Genomic DNA, 12,349 nt, shown 5'->3' with positions numbered 1-12,349 from the left:
GTATGTCCGACGCAAAAACAAGTTCCTCCATATTGGCAAGAAGCCGCCAGCCCCTGTACTTGCAGCTGGCGGCGGAATTCCGCCGCAGCATCGACAGCGGCGCCTGGCCCGTCGGGCACCAGGTTCCGACCTTGCAAGACCTGATGCAGACATACAAGGTGTCGCGCATGACCCTGCGCAACGCGCTGGGAGAGCTCGAGTCCGACAAGCTGATACGCCGCGGGCGCGGCAAAGGCACTTTCGTCGAGCGGCGCCCGGCCGGCGTAACGGAGCTAGAGCTGCCGACGACCTGGGAAGAGGCCGTCGCCTTGAGCGATGTGCTGGGCACGCAGGCCATCGTCGAGTCCGAGCAGGTGATAAGCAGCCTGCCCGACATGGGCATGCGCTGCAGGGGGGCGGCGGCGCCGACGTATCAGTATCTGTGCCGGCTGCACAGCAAAGACGATGTGCCGTATTGCTACAGCGAGGTCTATATCGCCAGCGACTTGTTCCGCAAGCACAAGAAGCAGTTCAAGAAGTCGGCGGCGGCATCGGTGATTGCGCGGATTCCAGGCCTGGTGGTGTCCGAATCGCGCCAGAAGCTGACCATCATCAATGCGGGTTTCCAGTCGGCCCGCGCCTTGCAATTGCAGGTCGGCGAAAGCGTTGCGGAAGTGCGCCGGTTCGCCTGCGCCGACGGGGTGCTCATCCATTATGCGCGGCTCGAATTTCCTACCAAGTTCGTGAAGTTCGAACTGGATATGCTGCGTCCATCGCGCGCCAGGCAGCGCGCGCGGGGGTAGGCGTGGCATAGTCATCGGCCTGGTCGGGCAGGCCGGAAAAACCAAGGGGCAGTACATGTTCAAGCAGACATTGAAGTGGCCATTTTTCGATGAGAAACACCGCGAGCTCGAGGCGCTGGAGGGTTTTGCCCGGGACGGGCTCGGGGATTTGATCCGCCGGGAGCACGCAGGCGACGATGTCTATGCGCTCTGCCCGCAATTGGTGAGCGCTTTGGGCGCCGGCGGCTGGCTCGGATACGGGGCGTCCCTGGATGGCCGCCTGGACTCGCGCAGCCTTTGCCTGGCCCGCGATATCCTGGCGCGCCAGTCGGGCCTGGCCGAGTTTGCCTTCGCCATGCAGGGCCTGGGAAGCGCGGCGATCACGCTGTTCGGCAGCGGCAGCCAGCGGCAGTCCTGGCTGCCCGGGGTAATAGCGGGCGAACGCATCGCCGCCTTCGCCTTGTCGGAAGAGGGGGCGGGCTCCAATCCGGCCGAAATGACGACTTCGGCGCGCAGGGTTGCGGGCGGCTGGGTGATCGATGGCGAGAAAACCTGGATCTCCAACGCGGGGCTGGCCCATCAATATGTGGTGTTCGCCAGGACGCGCGAGGCGGCGGGCTCGCAAGGCTTGTCATGCTTTGTCGTCGAGGCGGATGCGCCCGGGTTTTGCGTTGCCGATCGCATCGACGTGATCGCGCCGCATCCGCTGGGCGCCTTGCGCTTCGAAGACTGCCGTGTGCCGGAGCATGCGCTGATCGGGCAGGAGGGCGAGGGCTTCAAGATAGCCATGAGCGTGCTTGACGTATTCCGTTCCAGCGTGGGCGCATCGGCGGTGGGCATGGCGCGCCGCGCGCTCGACCACGCCCTCCTGCGGGTCAGCGCGCGGCAGATCTCCGGCGCCAGCCTGGCCAGCTATCAAATGACGCAGGACAAGCTTGCGGACATGGCAACGGCCATCGACGCGGCGGCGCTGCTGGTGTATCGCGCGGCCTGGGTGAAAGATGTCATCGGCGGGCGCAGCTCGCGGGAAGCCGCGATGGCCAAGCTGTTCGCCACCGAAGAAGCGCAGCGGGTCATCGACAAGGCGGTGCAGTTGTTCGGCGGCCTGGGCGTGGTGGCGGGCAATCCCGCCGAAAGGCTATACCGCGAGATCCGCGCCTTGCGGATCTACGAAGGAACCAGCGAAATCCAGAAGCTCATCATTGCCGGCCAATTGCTGCGGACGCAGGCTTGAGATGCTCTTTCTCTTTCATTGAAGAACCTTCCCTGGGTTCATCAAGCCTTGAGGATCAAGCGCGGCCTTGATGCGGTGCATGATATCCAGTTCCATCGCCGTCTTGTAATGAGCCAGTTCATGCCGCTTGAGCTGACCAATGCCGTGCTCGGCGCTGATGCTGCCGCGTCGGGCGCTGACAATATCGTAGATGGCTTTATTGACTTCACCAGTGCGCAATTGCCAGTGTCCTGGATCCACGTCGGCCGCTGCGGCAATATTGAAATGCAGATTGCCATCGCCCAGGTGGCCATAGACAATTGGCCGCGCTCCAGGGAAGGCATTATCCAGCATGAGAAGCGCATTGTCGACGAATGCCGGAATGGCGGAAATCGGAAGCGAAATATCGTGCTTGATGTTCCCGCCATCCATCTTTTGGGCGTGAGTGATGTTTTCGCGCAGCATCCACAGCGCATTGCCTTGCGCCAGGTTGCTCGCCAATAGCACATCTTCCAGGGCGCCGTTTTCCAGGCAGGACATCAACGCGTCCTGCATCGCCTCCCGCAAGGCTTCGTCGCTGCCGCCGTCCGCGGCTTCCATCAGCACATACCAAGGCCAGTTTGCCTCAAGCAGGGCTGGCGTGTCCGGGAAGTAGCAATGTACAAGGTCTACGGCAGGGGCGGAGAGCAGCTCGAACGCGGTGAATCGTTCGCCGAGTTGGTGACGCATGGCTGCCAGCAGGCATACAGCCTGGGCAATGGATTTCATGCCTGCAAACGCGACCACTTTGGAGCGGGGGGCCGGGTACAGTTTGACCGTGGCTGCGGTAATGATGCCCAGTGTGCCTTCCGAGCCGATGAACAATTGCTTCAAGTCGTAGCCGGTGTTGTCCTTGCGCAAGCCGCGCAGCACGTCCAGTAGCTCGCCGTTGGGCAGCACCACCTCCAGGCCAAGCACCAGATCACGGGTATTGCCATAGCGCAAGACCTGCACGCCGCCGGCATTGGTGGCGATATTGCCGCCGATCTGGCAAGAGCCTTCGGCCCCAAGCGACAAGGGGAACAAGCGATCCACCGATGCCGCCTGTTCCTGGACTGCCTGCAAAATGCATCCGGCTTCCACGGTGGCGGTGTTGTTCTCGGTGTCGATCTCCCGGACCCGGTTCAGCCTGCCCAATTGAAGCACGACCTGCCGGCTGCCGTCGTCCGGGGTGGAGCCGCCGCAGAGTCCTGTATTGCCGCCTTGTGGCACCAGCGCTACCTTGGTGCGCGCGGCCAGCTTCACAATGGCCTGGACCTCGGTGGTGTTGCCCGGGCGCACGACGGCCAGGGCCCGCCCCTGGAACTTTCCGCCCCAGTCTTGCGTGTAGGAGGTCAGGTCATCGCCGTGTTCCTCGGCCAGAACGTGGGCATCACCGATCAATGCGCCGGCTTCAGCCAGCCATGCCTTAGAGTCGAAAGTCATGCCGTCCTCCTCAGTAGGCGCTTAAGATTGCCGGCGCCTCTGGCGACGCTTCCCTGCCAAAGCGCCGTGCCGCGCCATCGAGACTGTTGCGCAATAAGACGGTGTCCAGTGCTATAGCCACAAACTGCGCGCCGGCAGCAAGGCATTCCCGTGCGCGGGGCTCGTCCACCATCAGAATGCCCGCCGCCTTGCCGCAGGCACGTATGCGCCTGATTGCATCGTCAATGGCTTGCTTTACGATGGAGTGGGATGCCTGGCCAGGATAGCCGAGGCTGGCCGACAAATCGGCAGGCCCTATGAAAATGCCGTCGACCCCGTCCACCGCGGCAATGGCCTCTATCTGTTCCAGCGCTTCAGCGGTTTCTACCTGAACCAGCAGGCATAGTTCTTCTGCCGCGCGGGCCACATAATCGGCGGTACGACCGAAATTGGCGGCGCGCGTGGAGCCGCCCATGCCGCGGATGCCGTGAGGCGCATAACGCATGGCGCGGACTGCGCTGCGCGCCTCGTCGGCGTTCTGGACAAAGGGCAGCAGCAATGTCTGCGCACCGATGTCGAGATAGCGCTTGATCAGCACTGTGTCGTTCCATGCGGGGCGCACCACGGGATGCGTTGGCAACATGCCGGGCGCAGCCACCGCGGCAGCCACCGCCCGCAGTTGACCCAGCATCAGTGGAACGTCGGTGGGCGTATGCTCGGTATCGAGCAAGACCCAGTCATAACCGGCGCCCCCGATCAACTCCGATACATAAGGCGAAGGAATTGTGGACCAGATGCCGATCTGGGCCTGGCCATCGCGCAGGGCGCGTTTGAAATGGTTGATCGGAAGCATGATTAATTGACTTTGATATTGCCCACTTTCACGACTTCGGTCCAGCGTTCGACTTCGCTCGCAATGAAACTGGCAGCCTCTTCAGGCGTGCCTGGCGTCACTTCATTGCTCATGGCCGCCAGCCGTTCTATTACTTCTGGCTGGGCAAGAATGGCCTGAGCCGCTTCATTCAGTTTGCTCACGATATCCGCCGGCAAACCAGCAGGACCGGCCAGGCTGGTCCACGAGTAGGTAACTACGCGCGGCTGACCGGCTTCCGCCATGGTCGGCACGTCTGGCAGGGACGCCAGGCGTTTTGCGCCGGCAACAGCCAGCGCCTTCAGCTTGCCATCCCGCACGTAAGGTATGGCAGAGGTCGAGGGAACAAACAGCAGATCTACCTGGCCTCCCATCAGGTCAGTCATTGCCGGCACATCGCCCTTGTACGGTATGTTGCTCAAGGAAATGCCGCCAGCAGACTGTTTGAACAGCTCTGTTGTCATATGCCCCGAAGATCCTATGCCGGTCAACGCGACATTCAGCGAGCCTGGATCGGTTTTGGCAATGCGAACGACGTCTTCCACAGAAGTGGCTTTCGATGTAGGCGAGGCCAGCATAATCACCGGTACACGGCTAAGCATGGCAATGTGGGTGAAGTCTGTGCGGGTATCGTATTTGACGTTGGGGTTGACGAGCTGGTTGATCGCATGCGTGCCTGGACCGCCGATTACCAAGGTATAACCATCTGGTTTGGCGCGGGCAACCATGGCGGAGGCCAGAGAGCCATTCACTCCCGGCTTATTTTCCACAACGACCGGCTGCCCCAGGCGTCGGGAGAGCTGGTCTCCAATCAATCGGCCCAATACATCTGTTTGCCCGCCAGGAGGGAAGGGAATCACCAAAGTCACCGGCTTTGTGGGGTAGCTTGCGTGAGCGAACGCCGACAGCGAAGCTAATGCCCCAGCGAGCAGAAAGGTTAAAACGGTACGCCTGTTTAGTATGGTTTTATACATGTTTGTCTCCATAAAATGGTTGCGCAATCATATCATAGGCATTGCTGGATTCGTATTTGATATTTGACTGATAATCATGGTGTTATACTTGATACACGTCATTTGTATCATATCAAAGCAATCATGGATGACAACGCAATCATGTCGAATCATGCAAATTCGTAGCACGCTTCCCACACTGAAGGACGTGGCCCGCCTGGCAGGCGTTTCACCCATTACGGCTTCGCGTGCCATTCACAGGCCAGAGCTGGTTGCAGAAGCCACACGCATGCGCGTGAAGCAGGCGGTGGAGCAATCAGGCTATGTACCGAACTCGCTGGCAGGTGGCCTGACATCCAGGCAGACCCGGCTGGTCGCTGCCATCGTGCCGTCCGTGGCGCATTCGCTGTTCTCGGACATGCTCAATGCACTCATATCGAGATTAGCGGCAGACAGCTATGAAACGACGCTTGGGATTTCGAACTATGAGCCAGAGCATGAAGAAACGTGGCTGACCGCCATGCTGAGCCGCAGGCCGGACGGTGTTGTGTTGACCGGTACGGAACATACGACACGCACTCGGCGGCTGCTGCTCAACGCCAACATCCCCGTTGTAGAGTTGTGGGACTATTCGCCTCATCCCATGGATGTAGCCATCGGTTTTTCGCAAGAGGACGCTGGCAGGGCAGTATTCCGTTACCTTGCGGCTTGCGGCTATCAGAGACCTGCAATCCTGCGGTCTGAGGACAGCCGCGCGCATCGACGCGCTCAAGGCTTTGCGCGCGCCGCGGCGGAGGCAAATGCACCGGAGCCCGTCCAGATCGTCTTCCCCGAGAGCAGCCCCCAGGCGGGCCGAGGGCGGGAAGCCCTGGGCGCGCTGCTTGTCAAGGCGCCTGACGCCGATGCGGTATTCTGCAGTTCGGATGCATTGGCGCAGGGCGTTCTGGCCTATGCGCATGAGCTCGGGCTCAACGTGCCGCAGTTTGGAGTATTCGGGTTTGGCGATCAGGCGCTGGCTGTCAATTCGATTCCAGCGCTTTCGACAGTCCGGATCGATGGAGCATGCATTGGCCGCCTTGGGGCGGAGGCCTTGATCACGCGCATGCGCGGGGCGCCAGCAACCCCCGCGCAAGATGTCGGCTTCGAGATCATCGCCCGGGGCAGCACGCGGCCTGCAGAGCCCTTGCGCCGACAATAGATCGAAAAACAAAAGAGCCACCATTTCTGGTGACCCTTCCCTGCGGAAACCCGCATGAATCCTGGTGCCGGTTAAAGGAGTTGAACCCTCGACCTTCGCATTACAAGTGCGCTGCTCTACCAACTGAGCTAAACCGGCGAAGGCGTCATTCTACAAGGTTTTTGCCATTATGTATTGTTACGCGGCCGGGGCCGGCCTGCGCCATGGCTTTTCGCCCTTCAGGCCTGGGGCGTCGCGGCCGAGACGGCTTCGTGGTGGCGGCCGATCAGGACAGCCTGTTCGCGCATCAGGGCCAGCACATGCGGCAGGCGTTCGAGGCTCAGGCGTTCCGCCATCGCCGTAATGGTCACGGCGGCCAAGGGTGCGCCGTCGGCCGCCGTGACGGGGACGGCGACCGCGCTGGTGCCGGGCCTGACGCCGGAAGGAACATAGGCATAGCCGCAGTGGCGCGCGGCGCTGACGCGTTCGAACAGATCGTCGCGGCTCAGCTGATGCAGCTCCAGGCGCCTGGCGTTGGCGTCGATCACGGCCTCGACTTCCTGTGGCGCGAGCTGCGACAACAGGGCCACGCCCGACACGCCAACGCCTAAAGGACGCCGGGCGCCTACGTCGATGGACAGCACCTGTATGGGGTGGTGGCCGGTCTGGCGGCCGATGCAGATCGAATCGTGGCCGTGGCGTATGCTGAGAAAAACCGTGTCGCCCACACGCTGGGCCAGCTGCGCAAGATAGCTGGCCGCCGACGACATGATGGGGAAGCGCCGTGTCCGCGCGATGCCCAGCAGGGCCATTTCGGGTCCGATCAGGTAGCGGCGGCTGTGGGGGTCCTGCTCTATCGCCTTTTCATCGATCAGGGTTTTGAGCAGCCGGTGCACGGTGGGGCGGTTGAGCCCCGACATGTGCACGATATCGGCCAGCCTCACGCCAGCCTCCTGGCCGCAGGCCACCAGCCGCAGTATATCCATGGCACGCCTGACAGTCTGGCTGCCCGGCAGGGCTTCGATGCTTTCAGGGTTTTTCGTCATGCGGCTTCGGGCGCGCCTCCGATGATGGTTTTGGCTGTCTGGGCCAGGGTAGCCATGGTTACGATGTCGCCCAGCGTCGCGTAATTGGGCCCGCCCAGCCGGCAGATGGGGCGCAGCTGCGCGGTGTCTATCTTGCCGTTGTGCAGCAGGCCCTCGCGGATATGGAAAACCATGATCTCGCCGACGAAGAACTCGGCGCCGGTCTCGCCAAAGGGCGTGATGGAATGCAGCCGGCATTCCAGGCTGATGGGGGCGGCGCCGATGCGCGGCACCGCCACGCTGCGGCCGGGCAGCACGTCCAGGCCCAGAAGCTCGGCTTCGCTGACGTCGGCGGGATGCTCGACGGCGCTCAAGTGCACGGATTCCAGCAGGTCTTCGTCGCCGATATTGACCACGAATTCCCCGTTGTTCTTGATGTTGACGGCCGTGTCCTTGCGCACGCCCGCCTTGCGGCCGATATTCACCCCGACCATCGGCGGCTTGTTGGACACGATGGTATAGCAGCTGAAGGGCGCCAGGTTCACCGTGCCGGCGCCGGATACGCTGCTGATCCAGGCGATGGGCCGGGGCACGACCACGCCCGTCATGAGCTTGTAGGTTTCTTCGGGGTTCAGGTCGGCGGCGTTCAGATGCATCGGGGTGTCCTGTTCTGGGGTGTGTCCACGGGTCTTGGGTGAGGCTGCCGTGGCGGGATTGTACGTCCACATATTGACGTAATTTTATCCGTAATTCTACGTGCAGGGCACTAATTTCCAATTAATACCTTGCGGCGGCGAATTGCTATTCGCAAAATAAGTCCGTTTATTGGACTTTTTTATTGATTTTTCCTTGTCCCATGGAGTGCGCGTTGATATCGTGCTGTTCATCTTGATGAACTTTCGGAGTAGACAAATGAAAATCAAAAAAGCCCCCACGCTGCGCCTTCGGCTTGCTGCCCCCGCGGGGGCGCTTTTTGCCTTGGGGCGGCCCGGCGGCAAAAAAATATTGGCCGCGGCGGCCGCCCTGCTATGCGCCGCAACAGTCCAGGCTCAAGGCTGGCCGAGCCAGCCGGTGCGCATCGTCGTCCCTTACCCGCCCGGCGGCAATGTGGATGTGGCCGCGCGCATCATTGCCCCGGGCCTGGAAAAGGCCTTCGGCCAGCCTTTCGTGGTGGAAAACAAACCCGGGGCCGGCGGCATGATCGCGGGCGAGTTTGTCGCCCGCTCCAAGCCGGACGGCAACGTCCTTTTCATGGCCGCCAACGGACCCCTGCTTTTCAGCCCGCTTATTTTCAAGCGCCAGGCCTATGAATGGAACAAGGATTTCGAACCCATCAGCAGTGTGTCGCTGACGCCCATGGTTTTGCAGGTCAACCCCAAGCTGCCCGCCAAGACCCTCCAGGATCTGATCGCGCTGGCCAAGAAATCCCCCGGGGATCTGAATATGGCGTCGCCGGGTGCCGGCACCTCCAACCATCTGATGAGCGAACTGCTGCAGGAACTTGCCGGCGCGCGCTGGACGACCATCCATTACAAGGGCAATGCGCCAGCCACGACCGATCTGCTGGGCGGCCAGGTGGATTTCAACTTCGACCAGGTATCGGTCGCCCTGCCATTCATCCAGCAAGGCAAGCTGCGCGCGCTTGCGGTCACCTCTGAAAAGCGGGTTCCTTCCCTGCCCGACGTGCCGACCTTCCAGGAGGCGGGCGTCAAGGATATGGTGGCTTACACCTTCACCGGCCTGCTGGCGCCCAAAGGCACGCCCCAGGACGTCATCGACCGCCTGAGCGCCGCGCTGCAAGGCATCCTGAGCCAGCCCGGCGTCATCAAGAAGTTCGAAACCCTGGGCGCCGAAGCGCGCGGCATGGCGCCGGCCGCGTTTACCCAATACATCAGCCGCGAAGACCAGCGCTGGACTCCCATCATCAAGAAAGCAGGCATCACGGCCCAATGATTCCCCAGCGAGCGACAGAGCATACGCCATGAAACGAACCAGCATTTATACCGATGGCTTCAGCCACAAGAACCCTATTCCCGCCGGATGCCGCATCGGCAGCATGCTTTATTCGGGAAGCATCCAGGGCACGGACCCGGCGACGGGAGCCTATGGCGATACGCTGCAGGCACAGTGCGAGCTTATGTTCGGCCATGTGAAGCGCATCGTCGAGCAGGCGGGCGGCACGACCGGCCAGATCATCAAGATGACGGTATGGATGAATGACCGCTCGCAGCGGGCCGCCCTCAACGGCGTGTGGCTGAAGATGTTCCCCGACGCCCAGTCCCGCCCCGCCCGCCATACGATGCAGGCCAGCCTGGACGGCGGCAAGCTGATTGAATGCGACTTCGTCGCGGTGATTGACTAAGAGACCCCATGCCAGACTATTTGCCTTTTGATTCCCATCCCAGGCCGCCCAGGCCGCTGCCGCCGGCATCGAGCTGCGACAGCCAGTTTCATGTATTCGGGCCGCGCGAGCGGTATCCGGTGCGCCCCGGGGCGGCGTATGAAATGCCCGCGGCCACCATTGAAACCGCGCTGCGGCTGCACAGGACGCTGGGCATAGAGCGCGGTGTGATCGTGCAGGCGACGACCTATGGCGCCGACCACCAGGTCGTGCTCGACGGCCTGGCGGCGGCCGGCCCCAACTATCGCGGCTGCGCCAATGCGCTGGCGCTGCTCGAGTGCGACGACGCCTATATCGCCAGGCTGGACGCGGCGGGCATACGCGGCGCCCGTTTCAACCGCCAGGGCCTGGGCATCAGCATGTCGCAAAGCGATTTCGCGCGCTCCATCGCCCGCATCAAGGAACTGGGCTGGTACGCCAAGTTCCAGCCCGAGGCGAAGGGCATCGTGGACCAGCTGGCTTTGTTCGAGAAGCTGGACATTCCAGTGATGATAGACCATATGGGCCGGCCGGATCCGCGAGAGGGGGCGGCGAGCGCCAGCCTGCGCGCCTTGCTGGAACTGCTCAAGCGCGGCAACTTCTGGGTCATGCTGTCGCTGACGGAAAAGGTCTCGCATGACGGATTTCCCTGGGATGACGTGCTGCCTGTCGCCCACGCCTGCATCGAGGCGGCGCCCGACCGCATCGTGTGGGGCAGCGACTGGCCGCATCCGGTTTCCGTCAAGCAGCCGCCCAACGAGGGCGACCTGGTCGAGCAGCTGTATCGCTACGCCGGCAGCGCGGAAATGATAAAAAAAATCCTCGTCGACAACCCGGCCGCCTTCTTTGGATTCCAGCCATGAAAATCGTTTCCTTCGAGGTGGGTGGGCAGGCGCGCTTCGGCGTCGCGCAAGGGACCGGCATCGTCGACCTGACCGGCAGGCTGGGCGCCGGCATCCACAGCCTGCGCGATGCGCTGGCCCAGGGCGCGCTGGAGGGCATCGGAGCATCGGTCCTTGGGGCCGGTCCCGATTTTTCCCTGGACGAGGTCAAGCTCCTGCCGCCCGTTCCCTTCCCGGAAAAAATCATCTGCGTGGGCGTGAACTACGGCCATCGCAATGAAGAATACAAGGACGGATCGGCCGCGCCCAGGTTTCCCAGCGTGTTTCCGCGTTTCCCCGGTTCTTTCGTGGGCCATGGCAGCCCATTGCTGCGCCCGCGCGAATCGGAACAGCTGGACTACGAAGGCGAAATCGCCATCGTCATAGGCAAGCGCGGCCGGCGCATTGCGCAGGACGATGCCGAGAGCCATATCGCCGGCCTGACCTGCCTGAACGAGGGGACCGTGAGGGATTGGGTCAGGCATGGCAAGTTCAACGTCACGCAAGGCAAGAATTTCGACGCAAGCGGTTCCATGGGTCCATGGATGGCCACCGCCGATGAATTCGACGGCTATGACCGGCTGGAAATCATCACGCGCGTCAATGGCCAGGAGCGCCAGCGCGATACGACGGCCAATCTGATCTTTTCCTTCCGCTATCTGATCCACTATATTTCCACATGGACGACGCTGCAGCCGGGCGATGTGATATCCACCGGAACCCCCATCGGCGCCGGCGTGCGCTTCGATCCTCCGCGCTTCCTGAAGGCGGGCGATGTGGTCGAGGTCGAAGTGCCGGGCATCGGCATCCTGTGCAATAAAGTCGCAAACGAGTAGAAACCTATGCTGAATACTGAAGAGCGCAAAGAAGCAGCCCGGCTGCTTTTGCAGGCCGAGCGCGACGTGGCGCCGGTCACGCAGCTGGACCTGACCTTTCCCGCCATCGAGATTGCCGATTCCTACGCCATACAGAAGGAAATCATCGGGATCAAGATGGCCGCCGGCGCGAAACTGCGCGGGCACAAGATCGGGCTTACCTCCAAAGCCATGCAGGCGACGGTCGGCATCGACGAGCCCGACTACGGCCATCTGCTGGACGACATGTTCCACAACGACGGCGATACGCTGGCGGCCGGCCGCTACATCGCGCCGCGCGTCGAAGTCGAGCTGGCCTTTGTGCTGGGCAAGCCGCTGAAAGGGCCGGGGGTGACGCTGTTCGATGTCCTGAGCGCCACCGAGTATGTGCAGCCCGCGCTCGAGCTGATAGACGGCCGCAGCAAATACCCGCGCCGCATCGTCGACAACATCGCCGATAACGCGGCGTCCGCCGGCGTCATTCTTGGCGGCCGCGTCGTGCACCCGCTGGACATCGATCTGCGCTGGGTCGGCGCCCTGCTATACAAGAACGGCGTGATCGAGGAATCCGGCGTATCGGCCGCCGTGCTGGGGCACCCCGCCATGGGCATAGTCTGGCTGGCCAACAAGCTTGCCGCATTTGACACGGGGCTGGAAGCAGGTCACATTCTGCTTGCGGGGTCGTTTACGCGCACGGTGCCCGTCGGCAAGGGCGACACCATCCACGCCGACTACGGCCCGCTGGGCAGCATCTCCGTCCATTTCGCATAATTTCTTCTAAGGCTGTGTGC

Annotated in this window: 13 protein-coding genes and 1 tRNA gene; 8 read left to right on the top strand and 6 right to left on the bottom strand. The window is 62.2% G+C overall.

Features of this window, described 5'->3' with window-relative positions:
- The first annotated feature begins 2 nt into the window (after nucleotides 1-2).
- Complete coding sequence (locus tag BUB23_RS09685) at nucleotides 3-782, top strand: GntR family transcriptional regulator (protein WP_073102899.1); 780 nt, start codon at nucleotides 3-5, stop codon at nucleotides 780-782.
- Between the two features lie 55 nt (nucleotides 783-837).
- Nucleotides 838-1,995: an acyl-CoA dehydrogenase family protein gene (locus tag BUB23_RS09680; RefSeq protein WP_073102898.1), complete on the top strand. Its 1,158-nt coding sequence runs from the start codon at nucleotides 838-840 to the stop codon at nucleotides 1,993-1,995.
- A gap of 15 nt (nucleotides 1,996-2,010) precedes the next feature.
- On the opposite strand, the gene BUB23_RS09675 is transcribed toward BUB23_RS09680, so the two are convergent.
- From BUB23_RS09675 to BUB23_RS09665, 3 genes are read right to left on the bottom strand one after another with little or no spacing between them, the layout of a single operon-like run.
- Entirely contained in the window at nucleotides 2,011-3,438 is a 1,428-nt protein-coding gene (locus tag BUB23_RS09675) for an FAD-binding oxidoreductase (protein WP_073102897.1), read from the bottom strand.
- Nucleotides 3,439-3,448: 10 nt separating this feature from the next.
- Nucleotides 3,449-4,270 carry an HpcH/HpaI aldolase family protein gene (locus tag BUB23_RS09670; RefSeq protein ID WP_073102896.1) on the bottom strand — a complete coding sequence of 274 codons (822 nt, stop codon included), beginning with the start codon at nucleotides 4,268-4,270 and terminating at the stop codon, nucleotides 3,449-3,451.
- A gap of 2 nt (nucleotides 4,271-4,272) precedes the next feature.
- On the bottom strand, nucleotides 4,273-5,262 hold the full coding sequence (locus BUB23_RS09665; RefSeq protein ID WP_073102895.1) for a Bug family tripartite tricarboxylate transporter substrate binding protein: 990 nt from the start codon (nucleotides 5,260-5,262) through the stop codon (nucleotides 4,273-4,275).
- A gap of 127 nt (nucleotides 5,263-5,389) precedes the next feature.
- Here BUB23_RS09665 and BUB23_RS09660 point away from each other — a divergent pair, with 127 nt between their 5' ends.
- Nucleotides 5,390-6,439 (top strand): LacI family DNA-binding transcriptional regulator, encoded by a 1,050-nt coding sequence (locus tag BUB23_RS09660; RefSeq protein ID WP_073103104.1) that lies wholly within the window; start codon nucleotides 5,390-5,392, stop codon nucleotides 6,437-6,439.
- A gap of 62 nt (nucleotides 6,440-6,501) precedes the next feature.
- Here BUB23_RS09660 and BUB23_RS09655 read toward each other — a convergent pair.
- The 3 genes from BUB23_RS09655 to BUB23_RS09645 form a co-directional block, all read right to left on the bottom strand.
- Nucleotides 6,502-6,577, bottom strand: a tRNA-Thr gene (locus tag BUB23_RS09655).
- 80 nt (nucleotides 6,578-6,657) lie between these two features.
- On the bottom strand, nucleotides 6,658-7,464 hold the full coding sequence (locus BUB23_RS09650) for an IclR family transcriptional regulator (RefSeq protein ID WP_073102894.1): 807 nt from the start codon (nucleotides 7,462-7,464) through the stop codon (nucleotides 6,658-6,660).
- Entirely contained in the window at nucleotides 7,461-8,099 is a 639-nt protein-coding gene (locus BUB23_RS09645; protein WP_073102893.1) for a flavin reductase family protein, read from the bottom strand. Before BUB23_RS09645 ends, BUB23_RS09650 begins: the two co-directional genes overlap by 4 nt.
- Nucleotides 8,100-8,355: 256 nt before the next feature.
- Here BUB23_RS09645 and BUB23_RS09640 point away from each other — a divergent pair, with 256 nt between their 5' ends.
- The 5 genes from BUB23_RS09640 to hpaH are packed head-to-tail and all read left to right on the top strand — an operon-like array spanning nucleotide 8,356 to nucleotide 12,329.
- Nucleotides 8,356-9,396 (top strand): Bug family tripartite tricarboxylate transporter substrate binding protein, encoded by a 1,041-nt coding sequence (locus BUB23_RS09640; RefSeq protein WP_084135927.1) that lies wholly within the window; start codon nucleotides 8,356-8,358, stop codon nucleotides 9,394-9,396.
- A gap of 28 nt (nucleotides 9,397-9,424) precedes the next feature.
- Nucleotides 9,425-9,805 carry a RidA family protein gene (locus BUB23_RS09635; RefSeq protein WP_073102892.1) on the top strand — a complete coding sequence of 127 codons (381 nt, stop codon included), beginning with the start codon at nucleotides 9,425-9,427 and terminating at the stop codon, nucleotides 9,803-9,805.
- An 8-nt stretch (nucleotides 9,806-9,813) separates the two neighbouring features.
- Nucleotides 9,814-10,686 carry an amidohydrolase family protein gene (locus BUB23_RS09630; RefSeq protein ID WP_073102891.1) on the top strand — a complete coding sequence of 291 codons (873 nt, stop codon included), beginning with the start codon at nucleotides 9,814-9,816 and terminating at the stop codon, nucleotides 10,684-10,686.
- Entirely contained in the window at nucleotides 10,683-11,540 is an 858-nt protein-coding gene (locus BUB23_RS09625; protein ID WP_073102890.1) for a fumarylacetoacetate hydrolase family protein, read from the top strand. The genes BUB23_RS09630 and BUB23_RS09625 overlap by 4 nt, the downstream gene beginning before the upstream one ends.
- Nucleotides 11,541-11,546: 6 nt before the next feature.
- Nucleotides 11,547-12,329 carry a 2-oxo-hept-4-ene-1,7-dioate hydratase gene (gene hpaH, locus BUB23_RS09620; RefSeq protein WP_073102889.1) on the top strand — a complete coding sequence of 261 codons (783 nt, stop codon included), beginning with the start codon at nucleotides 11,547-11,549 and terminating at the stop codon, nucleotides 12,327-12,329.
- Nucleotides 12,330-12,349: the final 20 nt, after the last annotated feature.

Source organism: Pollutimonas bauzanensis, from assembly GCF_900129885.1.
GTDB lineage: Bacteria > Pseudomonadota > Gammaproteobacteria > Burkholderiales > Burkholderiaceae_B > Pollutimonas > Pollutimonas bauzanensis.
Note: the sequence above shows the minus strand (reverse complement) of the source record. Positions and strands in the feature narration are given on the sequence as shown.

Excerpts from the sequence above, each read along its gene's own strand:
- BUB23_RS09625 (WP_073102890.1), top strand. The coding sequence starts at position 10,683 with ATGAAAATCGTTTCCTTCGAGGTGGGTGGGCAGGCGCGCTTCGGCGTC.
- BUB23_RS09630 (WP_073102891.1), top strand. The coding sequence starts at position 9,814 with ATGCCAGACTATTTGCCTTTTGATTCCCATCCCAGGCCGCCCAGGCCG.
- BUB23_RS09685 (WP_073102899.1), top strand. The coding sequence starts at position 3 with ATGTCCGACGCAAAAACAAGTTCCTCCATATTGGCAAGAAGCCGCCAG.
- BUB23_RS09675 (WP_073102897.1), bottom strand. The coding sequence starts at position 3,438 with ATGACTTTCGACTCTAAGGCATGGCTGGCTGAAGCCGGCGCATTGATC.
- BUB23_RS09645 (WP_073102893.1), bottom strand. The coding sequence starts at position 8,099 with ATGCATCTGAACGCCGCCGACCTGAACCCCGAAGAAACCTACAAGCTC.
- hpaH (WP_073102889.1), top strand. The coding sequence starts at position 11,547 with ATGCTGAATACTGAAGAGCGCAAAGAAGCAGCCCGGCTGCTTTTGCAG.
- BUB23_RS09670 (WP_073102896.1), bottom strand. The coding sequence starts at position 4,270 with ATGCTTCCGATCAACCATTTCAAACGCGCCCTGCGCGATGGCCAGGCC.
- BUB23_RS09640 (WP_084135927.1), top strand. The coding sequence starts at position 8,356 with ATGAAAATCAAAAAAGCCCCCACGCTGCGCCTTCGGCTTGCTGCCCCC.
- BUB23_RS09680 (WP_073102898.1), top strand. The coding sequence starts at position 838 with ATGTTCAAGCAGACATTGAAGTGGCCATTTTTCGATGAGAAACACCGC.
- BUB23_RS09660 (WP_073103104.1), top strand. The coding sequence starts at position 5,390 with ATGACAACGCAATCATGTCGAATCATGCAAATTCGTAGCACGCTTCCC.
- BUB23_RS09650 (WP_073102894.1), bottom strand. The coding sequence starts at position 7,464 with ATGACGAAAAACCCTGAAAGCATCGAAGCCCTGCCGGGCAGCCAGACT.
- BUB23_RS09635 (WP_073102892.1), top strand. The coding sequence starts at position 9,425 with ATGAAACGAACCAGCATTTATACCGATGGCTTCAGCCACAAGAACCCT.
- BUB23_RS09665 (WP_073102895.1), bottom strand. The coding sequence starts at position 5,262 with ATGTATAAAACCATACTAAACAGGCGTACCGTTTTAACCTTTCTGCTC.